General features: G+C 47.0%; 15 protein-coding genes and 2 pseudogenes. 9 read left to right on the top strand and 8 right to left on the bottom strand.

Annotated elements, in window-relative coordinates; genetic code table 11:
• Positions 1 to 52: 52 nt before the first annotated feature.
• The 4 genes and pseudogenes from B9N86_RS12630 to B9N86_RS30260 all read left to right on the top strand — a co-directional run.
• On the top strand, positions 53 to 1,651 hold the full coding sequence (locus B9N86_RS12630; protein ID WP_208919526.1) for an extracellular solute-binding protein: 1,599 nt from the start codon (positions 53 to 55) through the stop codon (positions 1,649 to 1,651).
• 88 nt (positions 1,652 to 1,739) lie between these two features.
• Positions 1,740 to 3,479 carry a hypothetical protein gene (locus B9N86_RS12635; protein WP_208919527.1) on the top strand — a complete coding sequence of 580 codons (1,740 nt, stop codon included), beginning with the start codon at positions 1,740 to 1,742 and terminating at the stop codon, positions 3,477 to 3,479.
• A 191-nt stretch (positions 3,480 to 3,670) separates the two neighbouring features.
• A pseudogene (locus B9N86_RS12640) lies at positions 3,671 to 7,387 on the top strand (CBM96 family carbohydrate-binding protein); the annotation flags it as partial.
• Positions 7,388 to 7,633: 246 nt separating this feature from the next.
• Positions 7,634 to 8,206, top strand: a pseudogene (locus B9N86_RS30260) (chitinase N-terminal domain-containing protein); the annotation flags it as partial.
• A 165-nt stretch (positions 8,207 to 8,371) separates the two neighbouring features.
• Here the strand turns inward: B9N86_RS30260 and B9N86_RS12645 are convergent.
• Positions 8,372 to 10,621: an FAD-dependent oxidoreductase gene (locus B9N86_RS12645; RefSeq protein ID WP_208919539.1), complete on the bottom strand. Its 2,250-nt coding sequence runs from the start codon at positions 10,619 to 10,621 to the stop codon at positions 8,372 to 8,374.
• Positions 10,622 to 10,748: 127 nt separating this feature from the next.
• On the opposite strand from B9N86_RS12645, the gene B9N86_RS12650 reads away from it, so the two are divergent.
• Positions 10,749 to 11,531, top strand: a complete 783-nt coding sequence (locus tag B9N86_RS12650) for a helix-turn-helix domain-containing protein (protein ID WP_208919541.1) — start codon at positions 10,749 to 10,751, stop codon at positions 11,529 to 11,531.
• 393 nt (positions 11,532 to 11,924) lie between these two features.
• Positions 11,925 to 12,878, top strand: a complete 954-nt coding sequence (gene coaA / locus B9N86_RS12655) for a type I pantothenate kinase (RefSeq protein ID WP_208919543.1) — start codon at positions 11,925 to 11,927, stop codon at positions 12,876 to 12,878.
• A gap of 120 nt (positions 12,879 to 12,998) precedes the next feature.
• Here coaA and B9N86_RS12660 read toward each other — a convergent pair whose 3' ends face one another.
• Positions 12,999 to 13,880, bottom strand: a complete 882-nt coding sequence (locus tag B9N86_RS12660; protein ID WP_208919545.1) for a LysR family transcriptional regulator — start codon at positions 13,878 to 13,880, stop codon at positions 12,999 to 13,001.
• A 109-nt stretch (positions 13,881 to 13,989) separates the two neighbouring features.
• Between B9N86_RS12660 and aroC the strand changes: the two genes are divergently transcribed.
• Positions 13,990 to 15,048 carry a chorismate synthase gene (aroC, locus tag B9N86_RS12665; RefSeq protein ID WP_208919547.1) on the top strand — a complete coding sequence of 353 codons (1,059 nt, stop codon included), beginning with the start codon at positions 13,990 to 13,992 and terminating at the stop codon, positions 15,046 to 15,048.
• A 143-nt stretch (positions 15,049 to 15,191) separates the two neighbouring features.
• On the opposite strand, the gene B9N86_RS12670 is transcribed toward aroC, so the two are convergent.
• From B9N86_RS12670 to B9N86_RS12685, 4 genes are read right to left on the bottom strand one after another with little or no spacing between them, the layout of a single operon-like run.
• Positions 15,192 to 15,545 carry a YxeA family protein gene (locus tag B9N86_RS12670; RefSeq protein ID WP_208919549.1) on the bottom strand — a complete coding sequence of 118 codons (354 nt, stop codon included), beginning with the start codon at positions 15,543 to 15,545 and terminating at the stop codon, positions 15,192 to 15,194.
• Between the two features lie 35 nt (positions 15,546 to 15,580).
• Positions 15,581 to 16,303 (bottom strand): ABC transporter permease, encoded by a 723-nt coding sequence (locus tag B9N86_RS12675; RefSeq protein ID WP_208919551.1) that lies wholly within the window; start codon positions 16,301 to 16,303, stop codon positions 15,581 to 15,583.
• 12 nt (positions 16,304 to 16,315) lie between these two features.
• A complete protein-coding gene (locus B9N86_RS12680) occupies positions 16,316 to 17,068 on the bottom strand; it encodes an ABC transporter permease (protein WP_208919553.1) in 753 nt (250 codons plus the stop codon).
• Positions 17,065 to 17,982 carry an ABC transporter ATP-binding protein gene (locus tag B9N86_RS12685; protein WP_208920307.1) on the bottom strand — a complete coding sequence of 306 codons (918 nt, stop codon included), beginning with the start codon at positions 17,980 to 17,982 and terminating at the stop codon, positions 17,065 to 17,067. The genes B9N86_RS12680 and B9N86_RS12685 overlap by 4 nt, the downstream gene beginning before the upstream one ends.
• A 164-nt stretch (positions 17,983 to 18,146) precedes the next feature.
• On the opposite strand from B9N86_RS12685, the gene B9N86_RS12690 reads away from it, so the two are divergent.
• Together B9N86_RS12690 and B9N86_RS12695 are read left to right on the top strand one after the other, a co-directional pair.
• Positions 18,147 to 18,854, top strand: coding sequence for a response regulator transcription factor (locus B9N86_RS12690; RefSeq protein ID WP_425298585.1), 708 nt, complete (start codon positions 18,147 to 18,149; stop codon positions 18,852 to 18,854).
• On the top strand, positions 18,854 to 20,233 hold the full coding sequence (locus tag B9N86_RS12695; protein WP_208919562.1) for a sensor histidine kinase: 1,380 nt from the start codon (positions 18,854 to 18,856) through the stop codon (positions 20,231 to 20,233). The genes B9N86_RS12690 and B9N86_RS12695 overlap by 1 nt, the downstream gene beginning before the upstream one ends.
• Before the next feature lie 140 nt (positions 20,234 to 20,373).
• Here the strand turns inward: B9N86_RS12695 and B9N86_RS12700 are convergent, their stop codons facing one another.
• Complete coding sequence (locus B9N86_RS12700; protein ID WP_244563064.1) at positions 20,374 to 21,117, bottom strand: S1 family peptidase; 744 nt, start codon at positions 21,115 to 21,117, stop codon at positions 20,374 to 20,376.
• 247 nt (positions 21,118 to 21,364) lie between these two features.
• Complete coding sequence (locus B9N86_RS12705; protein ID WP_244563065.1) at positions 21,365 to 22,510, bottom strand: serine hydrolase domain-containing protein; 1,146 nt, start codon at positions 22,508 to 22,510, stop codon at positions 21,365 to 21,367.
• Positions 22,511 to 22,641: the final 131 nt, after the last annotated feature.

Raw genomic sequence — 22,641 nt, forward strand, 5'->3', positions numbered from 1 at the left:
ACAGGGCCGAAAAGCTCTTGATATAGATAAATATCGAAAAGGGGATGAAACGATGAGCAAGCTGAAACACGCAGGGAAATCCGCTCTTGCCGCCTTGATGGTGATCACGATGTCCGTGACGGTGCTGGCCGCATGCGGCTCCAACAAATCTGCCGAAAAGCAGCCTGGCGGCTCGCTTGGTACTTCTAACGCGGTAAGCGAGGGTTCAAAGAAAGAAATCAGCATTTCGATGTTTGATCGCGGTAAAGTACCGACTGAGGAAGGAACTTATGAAAATAATCGATGGACGAAATGGATTAATGAGAACTCACCGGTCAAGGTGAAGTGGATTCCCGTTGCGAGGAATCAGGCACAAGCCAAGCTGAACGCTTTGATCGCCGCTGGCGAAGCGCCCGATCTGATATGGGAATACGATCGGAATTATGTCAGTCAGTTGGCTAATCAAGGCGCCATACAACCGATTGGCGATTATATCGACAAATATAGTACGACATACAAAGCCTATTTGGAGAAGCACCCTGAGCTGCAGCCTTACTTGAAATTTAACGGGGAAGTGTACGCAGTGTCGTTCGCAAGGGAAACGCTTGCCAATCACGGGATGTGGATCCGTCAAGACTGGCTGGATAAGCTTGGACTGAAGGCCCCGACAACACTGGAAGAGTTTATCGATGTTGCCCGCAAATTCAAGGATGGGGATCCGGATGGCAATGGTCAAGCGGATACCGTCCCGATCGCGTTAAGCACGAGTGCGAATTCGATAGATCAAGCTTTCTTTTTTACAAGCGAGAACCAGTGGTATGTAGAGGATGGCACATTGCAATTTGGCAGGACGCTTGATCGGTATGCGGATACGCTGGCATTTCAAAAGCAGCTTTTCGATGAAGGATTGATTGATAAGGAATATATTACAGACACGAACTTCCAACGTTCAGGCCAACTGCTGACGACAGGCAAAGCAGGCATCTACCTTGCCAATTGGGATATAGAAGAATTGAATAATAACCTGGTTAAAAATGATCCGAACGCAAAGTTGGTGCCGCTTGAATCGATCAGCAGCAAATACGGCAAAAACGGATTATATCAAGAGGCTCCTCCAAGCGTATTTACCACATTCAATAGCAAGATGAATGAAGATCAGATTAAGTCGGCCATCCAGTTTATCGATTGGATGCTTAAGGACGGTTGGGTGCCGCTCAAGTACGGAGAAGAAAACGTCCATTATACGATGGTTGACGGCGTACGGCAAAAAACGGATCCGGACAAATTCAAGAAGGAAGTTTCCTATGCTTCCGAATATGCGATCATGATCGATAATGTGTTGAAGCCGGAAATGTTCCTGGCAATGGCAGCAAAGGACGAAGTATCCCAAAACTATGCCAAGGAAAAAGGCAATTCCCTGGAGCTCGCCATGAAGAATAAATACCGCAGAGATATCCCGTATAGTCCGGATTTCCCTGAATTGACCCAATTGATCGCGACATTTGCGCCGATCGCTCAACAGATTGAAGCGAAAGTCGTTACCGGCGGCAGTTCCATGTCGCCTGCAGAAGGGCTAAACGAGTTACGAAAAGAATGGAAGCGTCTTGGCGGCGAAAACGTGGAGAAGCTGGCCCAGGAATGGTATGACGCTAATAAAAACAATCTGAAATAACGGATTCATGAAAAAACCGGTAAGGAAGCTTCCGATCTCGAGAAGGATCGGAAGCTTCCACCGCCGGAACTGAGTTGGAGGTATGTTCATGTCAAGCATGATGAAGTACAGCAGTGTACTACAGGATGAGGAAACCCGATGGCTCCCCTGGTTAAAGAAATCGTTGGAACGGAAGCATGAGAACTACAATGATGAGATCAAGATGCTCCGTACGCCGTTTACGAATCCCGGTTACCATACGACACTTAAAAACGTGGAGTATGTTTACCCGATTAGGGAATCCCTTGATTATGCTCTCGCTATCTTGGATTGCCGCGAGGAGCAACATTATGATCGGGCGCTGGATATTCTGCGCACCGTCCTGTCGCTTCAAGATCGGCAGCCGGATTCGCCGACATTCGGGATCTGGTCATGGTACTTTGAGGAACCGCTCACCCAAATGTCGCCGCCGGATTGGAATTGGGCGGATTTCATCGGCAAACGGCTGCTGCTGGTTTTAATCCGGCACGGTAGCAAGCTTCCGGCCGATCTGCAGCAATTAACGCGGCAAGCGATTTGCTACAGTTGTGGAGCCATTATTAAACGCAATGTCGGTCCCGACTACACGAATATCGCGATCATGGGAGCATTCGTGACGTTGATTGCAGGAGAATGGCTGGAAAACCGCGTTTATTTCGATTACGGCATGGAACGGCTGAAGCGGCTATACGATTATTCGATGCAAACCGGAGCTTTCCTGGAATACAATAGCCCGGCGTACAGTACGGTGGCGATTCTGGAACTGTCCGCGCTTGTGACCTATTCGCAAGCGGAGGAAGCAAAGTGCTTGGCAAGCGAGCTGCTGGATGCGACTTGGGTAATGATTGCTGAGCATTTTCACCCTCTGCTGAAGGAATGGTCCGGTCCTCATGCCCGTTCTTATCGAACATTTCTGGCTCCTTTGCATCTCTCGTTCCTGCAAATGGCCTGCAAAGGCGAGGTGCCGTTTATGAGCGATGACCATTTTGTATACGAATACGACTGGTACGGCCATGGCGTAGTCTGTCCGAAGCGGCTGTTTAGGCTGTTTACCAGCATCGGTGTGCGGGAACTAATGCAGGATTTGCCCCCTTATCACGAGTTCCCGACACGGACGGCTTATACGTACATGACCCCAGAATATTCGCTTGGAACGTTTAATCATAACGTCATGTGGAAGCAGTGCCGAAATCTGTTAGGTTACGTTCAAACAGCGAATCAAGAACATAGTTATATCCAGCTTCGGGTTCTACACGACGGTTACGACTTCTGTTCGGCAGTGTTTACCAGTGAGCAAAGCCAAGCTTCGGTGCTGTACGGCATTCAGTTCGCACTGGATGGCGGGGATACGCATGTGAATTTGGATCCCATTAATGGACGGATGACGGCTTCGGATTTGCGAATCCGGATTGAAATAGGGAGCTCCGGAAGCGTGCCGTCATGGAAGCAGATCGGAGAAAATGCGTTCCAAACGCAGCTTGGGGAAACGTTTCTTTCGGTTCAAGTTTTGTATGGCGCCATGGAGGGATGCGGCAAATTCCGCTGGGACATTGTCGAGGAAGGTTCGGTAGTAGGACTGGACTATATTTTGCACGAAGGTGATCCTACAGAGATTGATTTTCATGCGATGGAGGAAGCTCTGTTTATGTTTGCTTTGATGCTTTCCAGTGCTGATGAACAGCCTGAAAGCCGAACCTCGGTAACTACTTCAGAGCATGCCGTTCAAGCGTCGCTGGAATCAGAGGAAAGGTCTATCGCGTTGAGACTTGCGAAGAAGCCAGCTGAAAGGTTCGTTTTGTTTCACGGTTAGAAATGAATTGCAATTGAAGGAGCGATTTCATTATACGTTTGTTAACAAAAAAAGATCGGGGGAGAATGATGTTTAAACATAAACGAGTCAATGCAGCTATTCGTAGCTTTAGGGTGTTTATGATAACCGTCTTGCTTCTTGGTTTGGTGTTGCCTTGGAATGGGGCTGCACCGATTTTCGCGGCGGAGTCTATGGGGGAGCCGGCTAACGATTCGACTGCCGTGCAATTGAGTCCGATCGAGGATACCTACGTGAATGCCGGAGGGAATGCGGGCAAAAATTACGGTACCTCGAACCTGCTTTTGGTCAAAAATTACGATGCGGACAGCAATCTGAACAGGCAAGCGTACATGAAATTTGATCTGAGTACACTTACCGGGGAGATTGGATCGGCCAAATTAAAGGTGTATGCCGTCGATACGGAGAATTCGACGATTGGCGTGCAGGCCTACGGCATGGAGGATGATGCGTGGGAGGAAAACACGGTTACCTGGAACAATAAACCTGAAATCGATCATTATTTGGATACCGTTAATGTAGGAAAAACGGCAAGCTGGCATGAATTTGATGTAACTGCCTTCGTCAAAAAGGAAATGGCTTTGGACGGAACGGCTAGCCTTGCGTTGGTGGAGCAAGCTGCGAAAGGCCATGCCGTATCGGTCAACAGCAAGGAAAACGCAGAGAACCGTCCCTATTTGGAAATTTCGGTCAATAGGACAAATGAAAATGCTCCGAGCTGGCCTGATGGCGGAGTTCTCAATGTTTCGAACATTACCGAGAACGGCATGCAACTGGAATGGTCTGCCGCGACCGATCCTGCAGGCGTGACCGGTTATACTGTTTATCAAAATGGAAGCGCTATCGGGAAGGCGAATGGCACGACGACCTCCTATGTGGTAACGGGGCTTGCGGTCGGCCAGAAGTATACGTTTAAAATTGAAGCCGGGAATACTCAAAATGAGTGGAGCAGTGACGGGCCATACATTACTGCGGCGACGCCGACAACAAAATTGGTTCAGCTTCGTCCAGGCAATGTGTTTACAGACGGAGAACCGATCAAATTTAAGGTGCGAACGGCAAGACCAACGGTATCGTGGGCCGTTTATGATTATCAAGGAGCGCTCGTGCAAGAGGGCGTTGAGCCATCAGTTCAAAATGAAGCCATATGGACAGTACCTCATTCGAAGTATGGTTATTTCACGCTGCAGGTTAGAGCGGAACTTGCGGGAAGCGATCCGGTTTTGATCAAGACGCCATTTGCCGTGCTTGCATCTCGGGATGAATCGGGGAATGAGCATTCGCCGTTCGGGGTGTCGACGCATTTGCACCGTTTTCCGCAAACGTTGACTGCCGATATCGTGAGCCTGATGAAGGATGCCGGCATCGGATTGGTGCGGGGCGGTTATGAGTGGCGTGGCATCGAGAAGCAGCAGGGCAGCTATACGTTTACTCCTCAGCCTGACTATTATATGAACATGCTGGATAAGGATCATTTTGACTTCCTTTTCGTTTCGGGATATACGAACCCCAATTACGACAATGACAGTACTCCGTATACGGATGCAGGGCGTGAAGGATTCGCCAATTACATGAAGGCTTACGTGGACCAATATCAAGGCCAGATGGATGCCGTCGAAGTGTATAACGAATTTTATGGTAGTTTCGGAGATCGCGGCAACGGTCCTGCCGATTCCAAACCCGAATATTACTATCCGCTGTTAAAGAAAACGTATGAAACGCTCAAAGCCTCTCACCCCGATTTGCCGGTTCTCGGAACATCGACGGCGGGGGATCTAAAATGGATCGAAGACGTGCTTAAACTTGGCGGGATGTCGTACATGGACGGCTTTTCGATTCATCCCTATTTATATCCCGGCCCGCCGGAAGGCTATGAAGACCTGATCACGGGTGTAAAGGATTTAATCCGAAAATACAACAATGGAAATTTGAAACCGATTTGGATTAACGAAACAGGTTGGCCGACGCAATTGGATGCCCGGGGCGTGGATGAGAAGACGCAAGCGAATTATCTGCTTCGTGCCTATGTCGTTGCCTTGGCGAATGGCGTGGAGAAGGTCGTTTGGTACGATTTGATCAATGACGGACTTCAAAATATAAACGAGGATAATTTCGGCCTTTTACGGAATCCGAACGATAAGCTTGGGAGCCTTACGCCGAAGCCCGCCTATACGTCCTTCGCAACCATGACAAAAATGTTGAATAGCAGGGCGTTCGTGCAACGGGATTCTACGGACAGCGATATCCGAAGCTATCTGTTTGACAAAAATGGCGGCAATGTCCGTGTTTTATGGACGACAAGTCCTTCTGTTCCGGCCGTCATTCGTACTACAAATCCGATCGAAATCACAGATATGATGGGGAATACGCATACGTATACACCTTATAACGGAAACGTATTTGTGACGTTAAGCAACGAACCGTTTTTTGTGGTTGGGGAAGTTACCGCTATCGAAAAGGATTCGACGTTTGCTCTGATGGGGGAATCTTCACAGGCAGGCGATTCGATGTCGTTCACCTTGCAAACCGATAACGCGATGTCCGAGGATTTTGATTTCAGCCTGAACGTGGAAGGGCAGCTTTATCCCGTTAAAACGCCAAGTGGGCAAAAAACCGAACAAACGATTCAAGTTCCGAGCGGAAACGAGCCAGGCAGCCGTTTGGTAACGGGCGTTTTGATGAAAGGAAATGAAAATGTCGGACTGCTTAGGAGTTCGTCTTCGACACTTCCATCCTATGATGTTCAGGTTCGCCCCATTATGAACGAACCGGATATGAGTAAAGCGCTTATGGTTGCAGTCAAGAACGAATCGAAATCAAAGGCATTACAGGTTAAAAAAGTGGATTGGCGATTTGGGACCCAATCGGGCACCGAGGTCCTAAACGCTTCGGTTCCGTCCGAATCTTCTACTTCTGTGGAAATTCCGCTTACCGGCTTTAGCAACGGCGTTACCAGTACCATTAAAGTGACTGTTTATATGGATGGTTTCGACCCGTACACTTATGAAGGAACTGCCGAATTTAATCCCGTTCCTCGCAGATCCGTCACGGTGGATGGGACGATTGATCCTGAAACCGCGGGCAGCGCATCCACGATCGATCTGTCCAAAGGTACGGTGAAAATGACCGGATATCAAGGGGCAGGCGATTTAAGTGGTAATCTTTGGCTAAGCTACGATTCCGACCGCTTCTATCTTTCCGCGAAGATTAAAGATGATATCCAAGCATCGACGTCCGCGGGGGCTGAGATTTGGAAAAACGATAGCATTCAATTTGCAGTTGCGAACGGTCTTCCGGGAGAAAGCCGTTATTGGTACGAATATGGAATTTCTCAAACCCCTGAAGGTCCGCAAATATACCGCTGGATTACGCCTCCGGGCGTGGAGAAGGGGGCGGTTGAGAATGGAAGTCTTGCCGTCACAAGAGACGAAGATCAGAACTACACCATCTATGAATTATCGCTGCCCTGGTCGGAAATAGCGCCGATTAAGGCGGAAAAGAATGGGGTAATCAGCTTCTCGATGCTTGTCAATGATAATGACGGAAACGGCAGGAAAGGATTTATTGAATGGGGAGGGGGTATCGGAGACGGGAAGCTGTCTTCAAAGTTTCGCTCCATGCAATGGTTGGTTACGGCTGACGCTACCCCGCCGAAAACGGTCGTTTCTCTTGAAGGGACGGAACGGAATGGCTGGTATGTAAGCAAAGTACAGGCAACGCTTAGCGCTACGGATGACTCATCCGACGTAACAACGACGGTATATAGCCTGGACGAAGGAAAGAACTGGCTGCTTTATACGACACCCTTGACGTTTGATGAAGACGGATCGTATACCCTCTCTTATAAATCGACCGACAATGCAGGGAATGCGGAGGAGGCACAAACAGTTACTTTTCGTATAGACCAGACCGCGCCGACAGCTTCAATCGTTTATAGCATTACAGAGCCTACCAACCAGGAGGTTGTCGCAACGATAAACCCAAGCGAGCCGGTTACGATTACGAACAACGGAGGGGCGGACAGTTATACGTTTTTGGAGAACGGAAGCTTTACCTTTGAGTTCGTCGACGGTGCCGGTAACCAAGGAACGGCGACGGCGGTTGTCAACAATATCGTTTCAAGTGCTTCAGGCGCGCCGGGAAAACCGAAGCTGTCATCCGATAACGGCCATGATACGGGCATCAAGGACGGCAGCTACAACATAACGATGAACTTGTGGTGGGGGAATAACGGAACAAGCTACAAATTATATGAGAACGACATCCTGATTGATACGCAAATGCTGAAGGACGCTTCGCCCAATGCCCAATCCACCGTAACGTCCATTACGTACAAGGAGAACGGGACGTATGAATATGTGGCTGAGCTGACGAATGCATACGGTACGACGCGAAGCGATGTCCTGGTTGTGCGCGTGAACGGTGCAGCGCCGGGCAAACCCGTTCTCTCACATGATAATTGGGACGGGGATGGAAATTTCAAAGTCACCATGAACCTGTGGTGGGGCACAAATGGATCGACGTACCGGTTGTATGAGAACGGCGTTCTTATCGATACCCAAACGCTTGACGATAAGACGCCACAAGCGCAATCGGCTGTAACGGAGATCCGTGACAAGACGGCGGGTACGTATGAATATCGATGCGAGCTTGTTAACGAAGCAGGGATGACATCGAGTGAAACAATAATAGTAAATGTACGTGAATGATGGTTAACAGCGTTATTCAACAAAAAAGTTAGTGTTTTGGAGACTGCCTGCTCTGAGGAGCGGGCAGTCTCTTTCAAACGCCTAAGGATCTAAGGATTGCATAGCTGAATGTTGAACACGAAAAATCGCCCTTACCTCGCGAGGAAGGGGCGATTTTAGCGCATTTTATTCGTAACAGCGCACTTCAAGGATTTCCGCTCGAGTGCCACCGTTCGTGGATGTTACAACGACGCGAAGCTTGCTTGTAAGTACGGGGGCTGCCAGTTTATGGACTTTTTTTCGCACATGATTATTGCATTCATCGGTTACGGTAATCCATTCGCCATTGATCCAGGCTTGGACTTGATAGTCTTTAACCAGCTCAGGAATAACCTCAAATGGGGTACGATGGTGATGCAGATTAATTAAATCTTCATTCACATCATCATTAAACGTGACATGGACGGATCGGATCTGAACAGGCTTCGTCCAGCCAAGTTCTAACCATTCTGGCGTGCTTGGTTCCATCGCTTGCGATGACCACATATGCGGTCCGCCGTATGGGCGAATATAACCGTCCGTCGCTTTATCTGCGGTAAGCCCTAAAGTCGGCGAACACAGCCTGAAGCACAAGGGCTTTCGAACAAAATCCTTGCCACTCCACTCCAGAACGGGCTGGTGATGATACATATCGCCAAAGTCCTTGAAGCTTTGCTCATTCACGGCGTGTTTGAAGGAGAGCACACCGGAGAGCGGGCGACCGGACTGATGCAGGGCAGCATCTGCATGCTTTTTCACTATGATGAACGCATTTTGCGCGGTTTTCGGATGCCATGACAGATTCGCCAGCGCCCATTGCTTCTCTCCGGCTTTAACTTCAATCTTGCAGGCCGATACAAGCGTATGGGGGACGTAGTTTTGCGGCTTGCTCGTGCTCCACAGCTCGACAGTAAGTTCAATATCATGTACAGCGTCGATCAGCAGCTCAACACCGTCGATACCGGGATCGGCAGGGACGATGAAACCAAGATCGGCATCCAGCGGCACCGTTCCAATCGACTCTTCCAGTGCGATCCGCGTTAACGTGCTGGATGCGGTCACTTCGGCCCGAAGCGCCAGATCGGTTGCATCCGTATTCCTGAGGCCTAACACCGATGCATCTTGACGAAGCAGCGTCTGCTGCAGTTCACCCAAGTATTCCGCGTGCAGCTTACGCGGCGAGACGTCGTTCTGTACGCATAGCGAAGCGGCTGTGCCTGCCGCTTCGCCAATAACGGCGCAAGTCGCCATGACGCGCGTCGTCCCGAAGGCAACGTGAGAGGCGCTGATATTGCGGCCTGCCATTAGCATATTGCACACATTGGCAGAGTAGAGAGAACGAAAGGGGATATGATAGCTTCCATCCGTGTACATATGCTTCGATCCTTTGGTTGTCGCATACATTCCTTGCGGCGGATGCAAGTCAATCGACCATCCGCCGAATGCGACGCGATCTTCGAATTCAACCTGGGCGATGATATCGTTCTGGTTGAGTACGTAATCGCCAATGAAACGGCGGTATTCTCTTTTGCCTGGTATGGAGCCGATCCATTCCAGTGTTAAGTTGTCGGCGTCGAACTTGCCGGAGTTTTTAATGTAATCCCAGATCCCGTAAATGACGGAAGACAATTCATCACGAATTCGCTCATTATCATGCACCGTGTCAAGCTCGCCGCCCCATTCGATCCACCAGTAAGCACAGCCGTTGTCGCCGCTGCGTATAACACGGTTCATAGGAATGGATGTCTTCGTGATGTCCTTGGCGAAGCTGGGGGCAATATACTTCACGGGATGACCAGCATCCTTCGTGTAGAAGAAAAGGGTGCTTCCCAGCGTAATGTCATCGGATACTAGCGGTGCCCATTCCTCGTTGAATTCTTCCTGCGATTCACGGCCGATGCGATGCTTGGCGCCAGCGAGGAAGCCGACCAAACCGTCGCCTGTACAATCCAGATAGACCTTGCTATCGAAGCGTATTCGGCGCTCCGATCCCATCATCCAGCCCGTTACGGTGGTAATCCGTCGGTTGTCTTCATGGCCACTCGCTTCCACTTCATGCACATCCGTATTCAGGAAAAGCGTAATGTTACTTTCCGCTTTCACCTTTTCGAGGACAATCAAATCCCATATATACGGATTCCCATCGATATTGCGGTATTGATTTTCAATAAACAACTCACCCATGATACCGGTTTCACGAGCATTCCGGTGAACGCCGTGCGAAGTCGCTCCGCATACCCAAACGCGTACTTCACTGCTTGAATTTCCGCCTAGAACGGGGCGATTTTGAACAAGTGAAACGGTTTGGCCCAAGCGGGCCGCAGCAACAGCCGCACAAACACCGGCCAGTCCGCCGCCGATAACGGTTATATCCGAGTTAACGGCTTCAAGTCTCATAACAACGATGGCACCTCACTTTAGTGGAATATCTTCAATTTCATTGTAAAAGATCCTATTTCCTTTGAACATGCATACAGTTACAATAAGCATATACTTTGTTTCATAAGAATAAGAGGTGCTTGTGGTGTCGCTGCCAGATATCGGACTGAAGCTTGTGTCTCATGTTTATTGGCATCAAAAGCCTGAATTTATGCTCCCGTCAGACAACTACTCCTGCTGGACTTTGTTTGCTGTTGAAGAGGGGCGTTTTCATTACACCATAGGAGCGGAGAGCGGTGAAGCAGGCTTTGGTGATTTGGTTCTTTGCCCGCCTCATCAACCGTTTCAACGGCAGATGCTCGAGCCATTGTCATTTCACTTTCTGCAATTTGTATGGTTGACTGAACCGTTTACCGCGAAAGAAGAAGGATGGAGCGGAAAGCTCAAGGTAATCGATACAGATAGGTTACGGTCTGACTATCGGTATTTAAGACAATTCGACAGAAGGGACGAAGCCTTCATGCAGCTTAAGCAGCATATGGTGATTGACATGCTAAGGCTGGTCATGCTGGAACAGAGCGAACAAAAGGGGAATTCGGGACAAAGCGATGTACTTATGGATGAAGCCCGGAAGCGATTGACGGAGCAAGCTTACGAAAGCTTCTCCATGCAAGAACTGGCCGAACAGTTAAAGCTGACGCCTGTACAGCTAACTCGTCGGTTCCGAAAAGCGTTCGACGTGACACCGTCCGAATTTCTCAACGAAGTTCGGCTTACAAGAGCACGGCATCTGCTGGAAGCCACGACACTGAAGTTGGATGAAATCGCTGCACAATGCGGGTATGAGAACGGCTTTTATCTGAGCCGTGTTTTCTCTAAGAATACGGGTATGCCACCGTCTGTATACCGTAGTCTGCACCGTGTGTAGCACAAAAGCAGTCGTTTCACTTATAAACCTTCATTAATTTCATTTTGTTGTGGTTAGGGCTCGATTTTGTAAACACACTATTTTTGTGGATGCTTGAGGACACACGTTCCACTAGTTCTCCATTTTTGACCTTTTTGGCTGTGTACGCGGACAGGGGATACGCTATTATCCGTAAACTCAGGGGATTCAGGGAGTTCACAAGCAAATAACGGAACCTAAGTCCGCGAGTATCACAAAAAAACGCTACTTCTCACAAATAACGGATTCTCTGTCCGACTTTCCATTCCCATCGGTAGAAGTCTAAAAAGAAACCCACAAAAAATTATCTAGTGTTTATATTATGTAAACAAGCACCTGATTAAAAATTTTAACATAGCAAATGAGGGCTTAAAAATGCACAATACAAGTAACCAAAAATACTCTCCATACATTTCTTTTAATAGGACACAATGGTCAACCTTGGGAGAGAACAATAACGATGCTTCTCTAAATGACATTAACCTTGGATCTCTTCAAGGAATAAATGAGCGCTTGTCATTAAAAGAAGTGACAGAAATCTATCTTCCTTTAACTCAACTGGTAAGATTACATTATTTGAACAAAAAAGATCTACATAGAACAAGTAACAATTTTTTTGGACTAAAAACCAACAAAGTTCCTTTTATCATTGGGATAGCTGGCAGTGTAGCTGTGGGTAAGAGTACAACTGCAAGAATCATTCAATATTTAATTTCACAATGGGTTGATAAGCCAAACGTGGAACTGGTCGCAACGGATGGTTTTCTTTATCCGAACGAACAACTTGAATCAAAAGGGCTAATGACAAAGAAGGGTTTTCCCGAAAGTTATGATGTTGTAAAACTTTTTAGCTTCCTGTCTGAATTAAAGTCAGGTAAAACCGAGGTAAAAGCTCCAGTATACTCCCATTTGAAATACAATATTCTTCCTGATAAAGAGCAAGTTATAAACAGTCCAGATGTAGTTATAGTTGAAGGAGTAAATGTACTTTCGCCTCCGAAACAAGCAAAAAAACAAATTAAAACATTCATCTCGGATTTCTTTGATCTCTCCATATATATTGATGCAAACGAATCTGACATTGAAAAATGGTACATAGAACGCTTTAATCTACTCCGTCGAACTGCATTTACGAATTCTGAATCCTATTTTCAAAAGTATGCCAATCTTTCAGAGGAAGAAGCTTTACAAATTGCTAATCGTATATGGAACGAAATAAACAGAGTGAATCTTATCGAAAATATTTTACCTACCAAAAATAGGGCAGATCTGATCTTAACAAAAGGTGAAGGACATTCTGTTACTGAGATTAATATTCGCAAACTATAAATTTACTCATCTTCAATAAGCTAACGGAGTTTGAATGCCCTGTTATACAGGTCGGCCCTGAGATTCAAGTTGGCATAGAAAAACAGGGTATTCCCTTTTCACTTATTCAACAAAAACACGTCAGTTCAGCAGCATTTCTAAGAACGCCCCGGCTGCAAGCGACGGAGACGAATGCTTTCGAACAGCGATACCGATATGCCGATCAGGCAGTGGAACTACCGTGCGAAGCTCCATTAAGGACCCGGACAATATACGTGACGTTACAAAGTCTCGTGGCATGAATGCCGCTCCGTACCCGCGCTCGGCGAATTCGGTTAGCATTTCCAGGCTATTCAGTTCGAAATCGGCTTCCGCTTCAACCCCTTGCGATCGGAACCATCCTTCGATGAAGGAACGCGTCGTGCTGCCGGGGGACAGCATCAAGAGAGGAAGCTCCATTAACCTCTCTGTCGTCAATGGCTCCAGTGACCAGTCTGCGAAGTTCCTTCCAACGACCACGCAATAAGGCAAAGCATATGAGGTGACGATCTCGATTTTTTCGTCCGATACGGGCAGATATACGTAGCCGAGATCCAACGAACCGCGCTTCAACCGCTCTAATATGAGGCTCGTCTGCCCTTGCGACAACTTGATGTGGATGTCGGAGTAACGGAAATGAAACTGGTCAAGTAAGGGAAGAAGGAAGTCTTTTACAATCGCGCCATTTGCGCCAATCCGTAGGTGTCCTTCACGAAACTGCTTCAGCTTTTTCATGCGGCTCTCAGCGGATTCAAGTTCCTCAAACGCTTGCCGGACATGCTGATATAGGGCCTGTCCTTCTTGTGTTAGCCGGACACCTTTAGATAATCGGTCAAACAGACTGACCCCGAGCGCCTTTTCTAGCTGCTTAATCGCATAACTCACGGAAGGCTGCGTCATATGAAGGCTTTGCGCAGCCTTGGTCAAATTGGAAGAGTCGGCAGCATGGAGGAAAATACGGTACCACTCCGTGTTGGCAATCATTTGTCATCAATCCTCTCTATGACAAGTATTGAATATTACAATTTCATTTATTACAAGTATACCCTTAAACTAAAGCAGAAGGAATTCTAAAGAGTAGGGGTGTAGGGACATGGCAGGAAGCACGTTCGGAGAGCGGTTGAAAGTTACCACGTTTGGGGAATCGCACGGAGAGGCGGTGGGCGTCATCGTTGAAGGCGTAACGCCAGGCGTCGAGTTGGATGAAGCATACGTCCAAATTCAGATGGATCGCAGAAAACCGGGGCAATCCTCCGTCACAACTCCTCGGAAGGAATATGATAAGATCCGCATCTTATCAGGTCTCTTCGAGGGTCGAACGACGGGGACTCCGCTGTGCATAATGCTTAACAACACGGACATGCGTCCGTCGGCGTACGACGATATCAAATCGATGTTCCGGCCCGGGCACGCGGATCTTGTCTACGAGAAAAAATACGGGTTGCGTGACCATCGCGGGAGTGGTAGGGCTTCGGGCAGGGAGACGGCAGCGCGTGTGGCCGCAGGAGCGGTTGCGCGCAAGCTGCTGGAACGGCGGGGCGTCTCGGTATTGGCGTATACAATCGAGATCGGTGGCATCCGATGCGAGACATTCGACTCCGATGCCATCGAACGCAACTCAGTGCGGGCTTGCGATCCCGTGGCGGCGGGACGCATGATCGAGCGAATCGAACAACTAGCTTCAAAGGGCGACAGCTGCGGGGGAATCGTGGAATGCCGGATTAGCGGCGTTGCAGCAGGAATTGGGGAGCCCGTGTTCGACAAGTTGGATGCGGAGCTGGCAAAGGCAATGCTGTCTGTCGGAGCGATCAAGGGCATCGAATTCGGTGCGGGCTTCCAGGCGGCATCGATGCTGGGTAGCGAACACAACGATCAGATGGACGCAAGTGGATTTCGCACAAACAATGCCGGCGGAATCATCGGAGGGATCAGCACCGGGGCGGATATCGTGTTCCGAGTTGCCGTAAAGCCGACCTCATCCATCTCAATTCCGCAACGGACCGTCGACTCGTATGGCAACGAACAGGAGATCGTGACGATAGGTAGGCACGATCCTTGTATCTGTCCTCGCGTTGTACCGGTGATTGAAGCAATGGCTTGTTTGGTGATCGAGGATCATTACAAGCGACAAGCAGCTTTGTTAGACGAATAAAAGGCTCTTTAACTAAAAGACAGTAAAGCATATTCTACAAGGAAAAGGACATCCCGCAAAGGATGTCCTTAAAACTTGCCGTTACAGATAGCTAGGTGAACCGTATTACAAATGAGGGAAATATTTTTCATCGCTTGAAGAATTCAAAGCTTTTCTGAAAAATTAACCTGCCTTGGTATTTCGTCTGACGTAATCTCTTCCCAATGCGTTACGCCACGAAACAAAGTTACATACAGTTTTATATATGCCCCCGTTTGAAGTTGTTTGCTGGTCGAGAAGCTCAGCTGCTTTGGCTTTCCTTGGTCTGTATAACCTGTTAATTCGTAATTGTATCTGCCGTTATCACCTTTTTTTGCTGAAGAATTATCTACGATGGTATAATACGTCGTTTTGCCTGCCGGATTGTCGGGGGTTAGCTTATCGGGGGCCATGAAGAACAGCCACAAGCAAGTCAAAATAATAAATACCAGAGCAAGTAATATAAATGTTTTTTTCATTCCGGGTTATCCTTTCTCTAATATATTCAGGAGGATTAAATGTCCTTGTGTTTCAGTCGATGGATGGACCAGATAGCAAACAATATGATAAAGATACCATTCATGAGGAGGAAGGCCAGGTTCTCCGTACGTGTAAGATCTTGCTGACTAAGTACACTCATTCCGATGGTCAGCAAGGAGAAGGGGAACAACATGCCGATTTTTAGTACATACATACCCAGGCCAAGAAAAACGGCGCACAAAGCGAGACCTATAGGTGTAGCAAAACTCCGTATACGTATCGACAAACCTAACTGCAGAGCGGCAATGGAGATGGAAGCAATCCAGCCGCGGAGGCTCCAAATCACCGTTTCCATTGGGAACGGGCCAGGGATGGAGAACATCTGGCCAGCTAACCAGTACATCACTATAAATAACGTCTGCGCTGATAAAATCAAAATGCTTACAATGATCAATTTAGCGATAAACAGGTTGGTTATGGGTAAAGGGGAAGCCAGTATCATATTCCAGTTCCGGTTGGCATGTTCCAGTCTGCATACATAAGCACAGCAGATGGCAATGAGTATAGGCAAGAAAAATTCCCCGTAAAATAAACTGACCTGTGTCCATAAGCTATACCAACCATTTTGCAGGGCAGCTTGATTGACGTAAAAGTTAAAACCTCCGATCAGCAGACTGATGACAGGCAGGATTGCCAGTACCAGGCTGATCCGGGAATGACGAAGTTTAAGCCATTCGGCAGAAATGCTCCTGAACATGTAGTTTCCTCCTTAGATCGCTTGCCTTGAGACATGGGTATTACCAGCAAAATAAAAAATTACAGTCGTTACAATTGACACTATCAGCAAACCGAGAGGCATCGTTCCCGTCACGTATGTTCCGGAGGAAGCTCTGTAGATATACGTGACCGGGCTCAGATCCATGTAATAGGACCAGATAAACCAATGGCGTATTGCCGAAGGAAATAGGCTTGACGTTGTTCCGATAAAACCGCCTAACATGCCCAGACATAAGGAAAAGGCCTGATTTTTCACTGCAAGGGATAACCATTGTTGTAAAGCCGTTATGGTTAAGTTGGTTAACAGCGTTCCCGCAATGAATTGTATCAACAGTGATACGGGCAACGGTCCGGAGATGTTTTTGAATAATCCGAACCCTACGATAAACACGGCTTGCGCAACGATTCCGTACAGAATTAGACTGTTGGCACATATGTATTTGGCCGCGTACACATGATTACGCCCTATATTGGTGGTCATTAACATTTTCCAGGTGCTCCCCTTGTGCTCCATATCACATAAGCGCGATACAACAATTGCTGAAATAATCGGCAGAAACAGACCGTTCATGGAAGAAATGCTAAAGATCAGTGCTTCCCAGCTTGCATTAGCTGCACTGCGGGAAATGGAGATGCTCATGGACATGGATGCCCATATCATCTCTGCGCTAAGGAATAGAGTCAGCATGACCCATATCTTTTTACGACGAATTTTGAAGTACTCCAGCGATAATGCTTTAATCACAGACTCCGCTCCTTTCCGGTAAGATCAAGAAAAATATCCTCCAGACTTTTTTGGTGTTCCTCAATACGACTTACGGGGATGTCGTGTTCAACCAGCAGTTTGTTCATCCGAGCTACTTCTTCTTCGCGCAAATATTCGAGCACAAGCCGTTTTCCCAGTATTCTGGGCATGTACCCTTGAGTTAGAAGCACTTTTTCAGCCCGGGCCATATCATTCGTTTGAATAAGTATCTTTGGCTTGTTGCTTGCCTGAAGGCTTTCCATCGTTCCTTGAAAAAGAAGTTTGCCGTCACTGATAATGCCTACAGAAGTAGCGATCTGTTCGATCTCTGTCAACAGATGACTGGAGAGCAGAATGGTCATCCCGTATTGCTTAGGGAGTGACTTGATTAATTCCCGGATCTCGCCGATACCTGCCGGATCAAGGCCGTTCGTAGGTTCATCCAAGATCAGCAGACTCGGAAATGCGAGTAAGGCCATGGCAATACCAAGACGCTGTTTCATACCAAGTGAATACTGGTCAGCTCGTTTATGCTTCTGGTTCTCAAGGCGAACAATTTTGAGTGCTTCATCAATATTTTTGCTCGGGACGTTCCGCAGGTGCTGCATGACTCTCATGTTCTCCAAGCCGGTCAGATGACCGTAATATGATGGAGACTCGATAAGAGAACCTGTTTTGTTCAGAATGTCTGGGCGATTGTTCCTCAAATCTTTACCAAACACGTTGACTGTGCCTTCAGTAGGCTTGATAAGACCAAGCAGCATTTTTAACGTTGTGGTTTTGCCGGCTCCGTTAGGGCCGAGAAAGCCAAAAATCTGACCAGTTTGAACAGCTAAATTAATCTGGTGTACCCGATGTGTGCCGCCATAAGATTTGGACAGATTACGGGTTTCAATTATAGGGGAAACGTTCATCAATCAACTCAGCTCCATTTCAATAAGTGTTTATCTTGTTTTAAATATAGAGTGGGCATCTTTCACTCAGCTGAAGATGACCTTACATTTACCTTAAATAGAAATGGAACAATCGGGTGCAAAACTTTATCATGTATAATTAAATAGGGTGATGTAAATTGGACATGATGAAGAATAAAAAAATATTGATTGTTGATGATGAACCGGAGATTCGGGAAATGATTGAGCGATTCTTGCGGAAAGAGGGCTTTTTTCGTATTTACACAGCAAAGGATTATAACACTGCGTTGTCCATTTGCAGGCTGGAGAAACCAGATATGGCCATTCTGGATGTTATGCTGCCTGACGGAGACGGGTTTTCGCTTCTCTCATCAATCCGATCTTTTTCGGACATGCCTGTGCTGTTTCTGTCTGCGCGTGGCGAGGATGAGGATCGGCTGTTGGGCCTAGGGATGGGGGCTGACGATTATATGGTTAAACCTTTTTTGCCGAGGGAACTGATTTTGCGGCTGATGGCTATTCTGAAGCGGGTGTATGCTTCCAATGTTGTCGAGAGACTACCTGTTTTTCGACTCGGTGGACAGTTAATCGATTTGGAAAGTGCTGTAGTAAAGAGAGAAGAGACAGAATTATCACTGACAGCTAAAGAGCACTCCATCCTGATTAAGTTGTATGAGAATCAGGGCCGAATTGTAACAAGTGATGCTTTATGCCAAGCGGTATGGGGAGATGACTGCTATGGTTACGAGAATACATTAATGGTTCATGTTCGAAGAATTCGGGAAAAAATAGAAGAGGACCCTTCTAACCCCGCATTTTTGCTAACGGTAAGAGGTTTAGGTTACAAGCTTATGGTACAGGAGTGCCGCTAATGGATGGAGTTGTCCGAATTTTACGGCGATTTGTCGGATCGACAATTCTGGTTTCTTTGATGTTACTGCTATTCAACCTGATTCTACTTGGTTCTCTTATATTTAAGGAAATCCATACACAGCCATCACCGGAGTCAGTTGTAGAGCAAATTGCCGCGGGGCTCGAAGGTAAGGATGGAAACTATACCTTGGCTCCACAGGCGATAAGTCTCCTGGATTCGAATCAGGCTTGGGCCATGCTACTGAATTCAGAGGGGAAGATGAAGTGGAGTGACCGGCTCCCTGAAGAGATTCCCCATACCTATAGCATCACGGATGTGGCCAAGTTTTCACGTTATTATCTAAAAGAATATCCCGTTTATGTATGGGAGCATAAAGAAGGATTGCTGGTTGTGGGCTATCCTAAAAACAGTTATGGAAAATATCAATTTAATTTTTTGACTGACTGGCTCAAGTCGCTACCTATAAGAATTTTGTTATTGCTGGTGTGTAATGTGGCGTTGGCCTTATTGCTATCGGTGCTGATCGGTACCCGACTCATTCGCGGCATAAGGCCCCTGATTAACGGAATTCAATCACTTGCGAAGGAGAAGCCGGTTCATGTCGAAACCAAGGGGATTTTTTACGATTTATCAGAAAGTATAAATGCTACGTCCAATATCTTGCAGAGTAAAAATGACGCTCTTAAAGCGAGGGATGAAGCACGTTCCAATTGGATTTCAGGGATTTCCCACGATATACGTACACCGCTGTCGATGATTCTGGGTTATGCCAGTGAACTGGAGGACCAGCCGGGGCTGACGACTGAACAGAAGCAGCAGGCTGGCATTATACGCCGCCAAGGGGAGAGGCTGCGTTCTCTGGTGAGTGACTTGAACCTTGTTTCTATGCTTGAGTACGAAATGCAGCCGCTTCACTTGAAGCAAATCAGGTTTTCGGTTATGGCTAGACAGGTGGCAACTGAATTTCTGAATAATGGCCTGGATGAACGTTATTCGATTACATTAAATATCCAAGAAGAGAGCCTATACATTATGGGGGATGAGAGATTATTGTATCGTGCTGTAACGAATCTTGTACATAACAGCGTGCTGCATAACCCGGAAGGATGCGAGATTATGCTGGAAACCTTACGGTCACCGAAAGATTCCTTTTATCTATTTGTAGTTTCTGATAACGGGACTGGCATCCCCAAAGAGTATTTATCCGACGTTGTTGTGCTTCCCTATACTACAGGGCGTATCCGTCCCGTTCGCCAGGGGCATGGTCTTGGGCTTCCTATGGTTGCACGCATCGCGCAAGCTCACCAGGGTCAACTTATGCTAGAGAGTGACACTGGACAAGGGTTAACTGCTGTGATAAAATTGCCTGCGCCATAGGCGAGGTTCCTGTCAGATGACTGTGACCTTGCCCCCGTAGAGTAGACAGTATTTTAAAACTGAAACACATAAAACAACCTTAGTTCGATATTCCACCGGACTAAGGTTATTTAGTTTGGCCTGAATTAATTCTTGCACTGTTATTCAAAAATTATCTCTGCATATTTCTGCAAATAATCGATTGGTATGGCGAGCCCTACGGTGATGGATTGATCCCCCTGTGTCGTATTTGAGGTGGCGAACACAACAGCGATAACGTTCCCCTCCTTGTTGATCACAGGGCTGCCGCTGTTTCCGTTATGGATAGGCGCCTGTATCATAAGCATGGGAAGCTCACGCTTCTCAGATGAAGTCAATCCTAGCACGGTACCTTCAGTGGCGATTCGGTAAAATGCTAACGGATTGCCAATGACATTTATAGGGTCGCCCTCTTGATACGATGTCTCTGTTTCCAGTTGCAGTGTAGGCAGGTTGGTCTCATCGTCTCTAATTTTAAGTATGGCGATATCGAGTTCTATGTCACTGACGATGACATCTGCCAGATATGATTTTCCATGAAGGAACTGGATAATGCCAGCTTTGTCATCTGCCATTACATGTTGATTCGTAATAATGAGGCCGCTCGGTGCGATATTAAAGCCTGTGCCTTTTCTATCGCCGACACTGACGTTAACAACGGATTGTTTATATTTCTGGATCTGTTCCTCTTGCGATAACTCTGAATCCTTTTTCAAAAAACGGAGTGAAGGCAGATTATATATCTGCGGTATAAAAGCGATCAGATTGCCGAAAAGTAGAAGGGCCAGAATCACAATAATTGTTTTTTTGATCCATGTTCTTTGGGGTGGAGGATTCAGCTCATCATCTTCATCGTCGTTCTCCATGTTCCAAAATTCTTCTTCCCATTCATGAACTGGTTCTGTAGTATCATCTAGTGACTCGGCGGGTGTTTGGGGATCGTTCAGCTCATCGTTACGGATGGAAAATACCTCCCTGCTAATGAGAAATTATGAAAATCACGGATTCAAGACAATTATATCAAACCTTGGGAGACTATGTCAGGAACGAAGGGATACGTGCTAGATAAGCAAAACAAGCTGCAGCCACACTAGACTGCAGCTTGTTTATTCATCATTTCAAATGCTCGATGATCGTGCGGTAAGCAGTGACCGCCTCGTAATCATGAACATTAAATATCGTCGGATCAACTCCGGTTTTAACGATAACCGTGCGTTCCTTCTGGTTCACATAAATATGCTGCCCGTAAATGCCGCGCGCCATAAATTCAGTGCCGTTGCTGTCTTGAGGAACCCACCATTGGTATTGGTACCCAAAGAAATCATTAGCTGCCCCAGGTAGCAAATCCGCCCGGCCGTCGAGCGTAACCGATTGCTTGACCCAATCTTTAGATACGATTTGGCGGCCATTCCAATCTCCATTATGTAAATAAAGTCTTCCGAACTTGGCGTAATCCCGAAGTGTCACGTTAACGAACGTGAATGCTATCTCGGTGCCATGCAGATCGGTGTTCCAATAAGCATCGTGTTCCATGCCAAGCGGCTGCCATATTTTTTCTTCCAAATAAGCAGAGGCTTTCTTTCCGGTTGTTCTTTCAATTAGCATGCACAAAATTTGAGTATCAACGCTTTTATATTGGAAACGTCCAGGCGCCTCCAATCTTGTCAGTTTTTGTACGTATTCAGAAATGGGAACAGCCTTTTCGCCGAACACATCACTCAAGAAAGTGTGAATTTCCGCATCTTTGTCACTGTAATCTTCATTAAAGCGAACGCCGGAAGACATTTGCAGTATATCCTTAATACTCGCCCCGTCAAAGCCGCTTCCGATTAACTCCGGCAAATATAAGGTCACGGGATCATGAACATCGTTCATTGCCCCTTCATCAAACGCAATGCCGATTAATGCGGAAACTATCGATTTAGCCACGGACATAGACATCGCAGTCGAATGCTCATTATACCCGTTAAAATACTGCTCGGTCACAATCGTATCGTCTTTTATGACCAGAAACCCGGTGGCGAACACCTTTTGCAAATAATCCGAGACTTTGATGCTTCTGCCGTCGAATTCATAATTTATTTCGCTTAACGGCTGTTCGTTTTCTTGAAACAGAAATTTGTGTTCTGGGGCTTGAATATCGTTTTTGGGCATAATCTGGTTCATATTTCTAAAGCTCCACGCGATATGGTCTTCGTGCAGCATCGTTTCTAATTTGCTTAAATCGTAAAGTTGATTATGTACAGTATTCAAATTCATCGAAACCTCCAGTTGTGATAATAATTCCAATTTCCGATATTCTTCCATTGTACCGTACTATTAGAAGTATACAAAATAATGATTACTGAATACGATACAGATAAGCACCTGACACAGAAGCTGTTGGAATA

The sequence above is a fragment of the Paenibacillus uliginis N3/975 genome (assembly GCF_900177425.1).
Lineage (GTDB): Bacteria > Bacillota > Bacilli > Paenibacillales > Paenibacillaceae > Paenibacillus_AQ > Paenibacillus_AQ uliginis.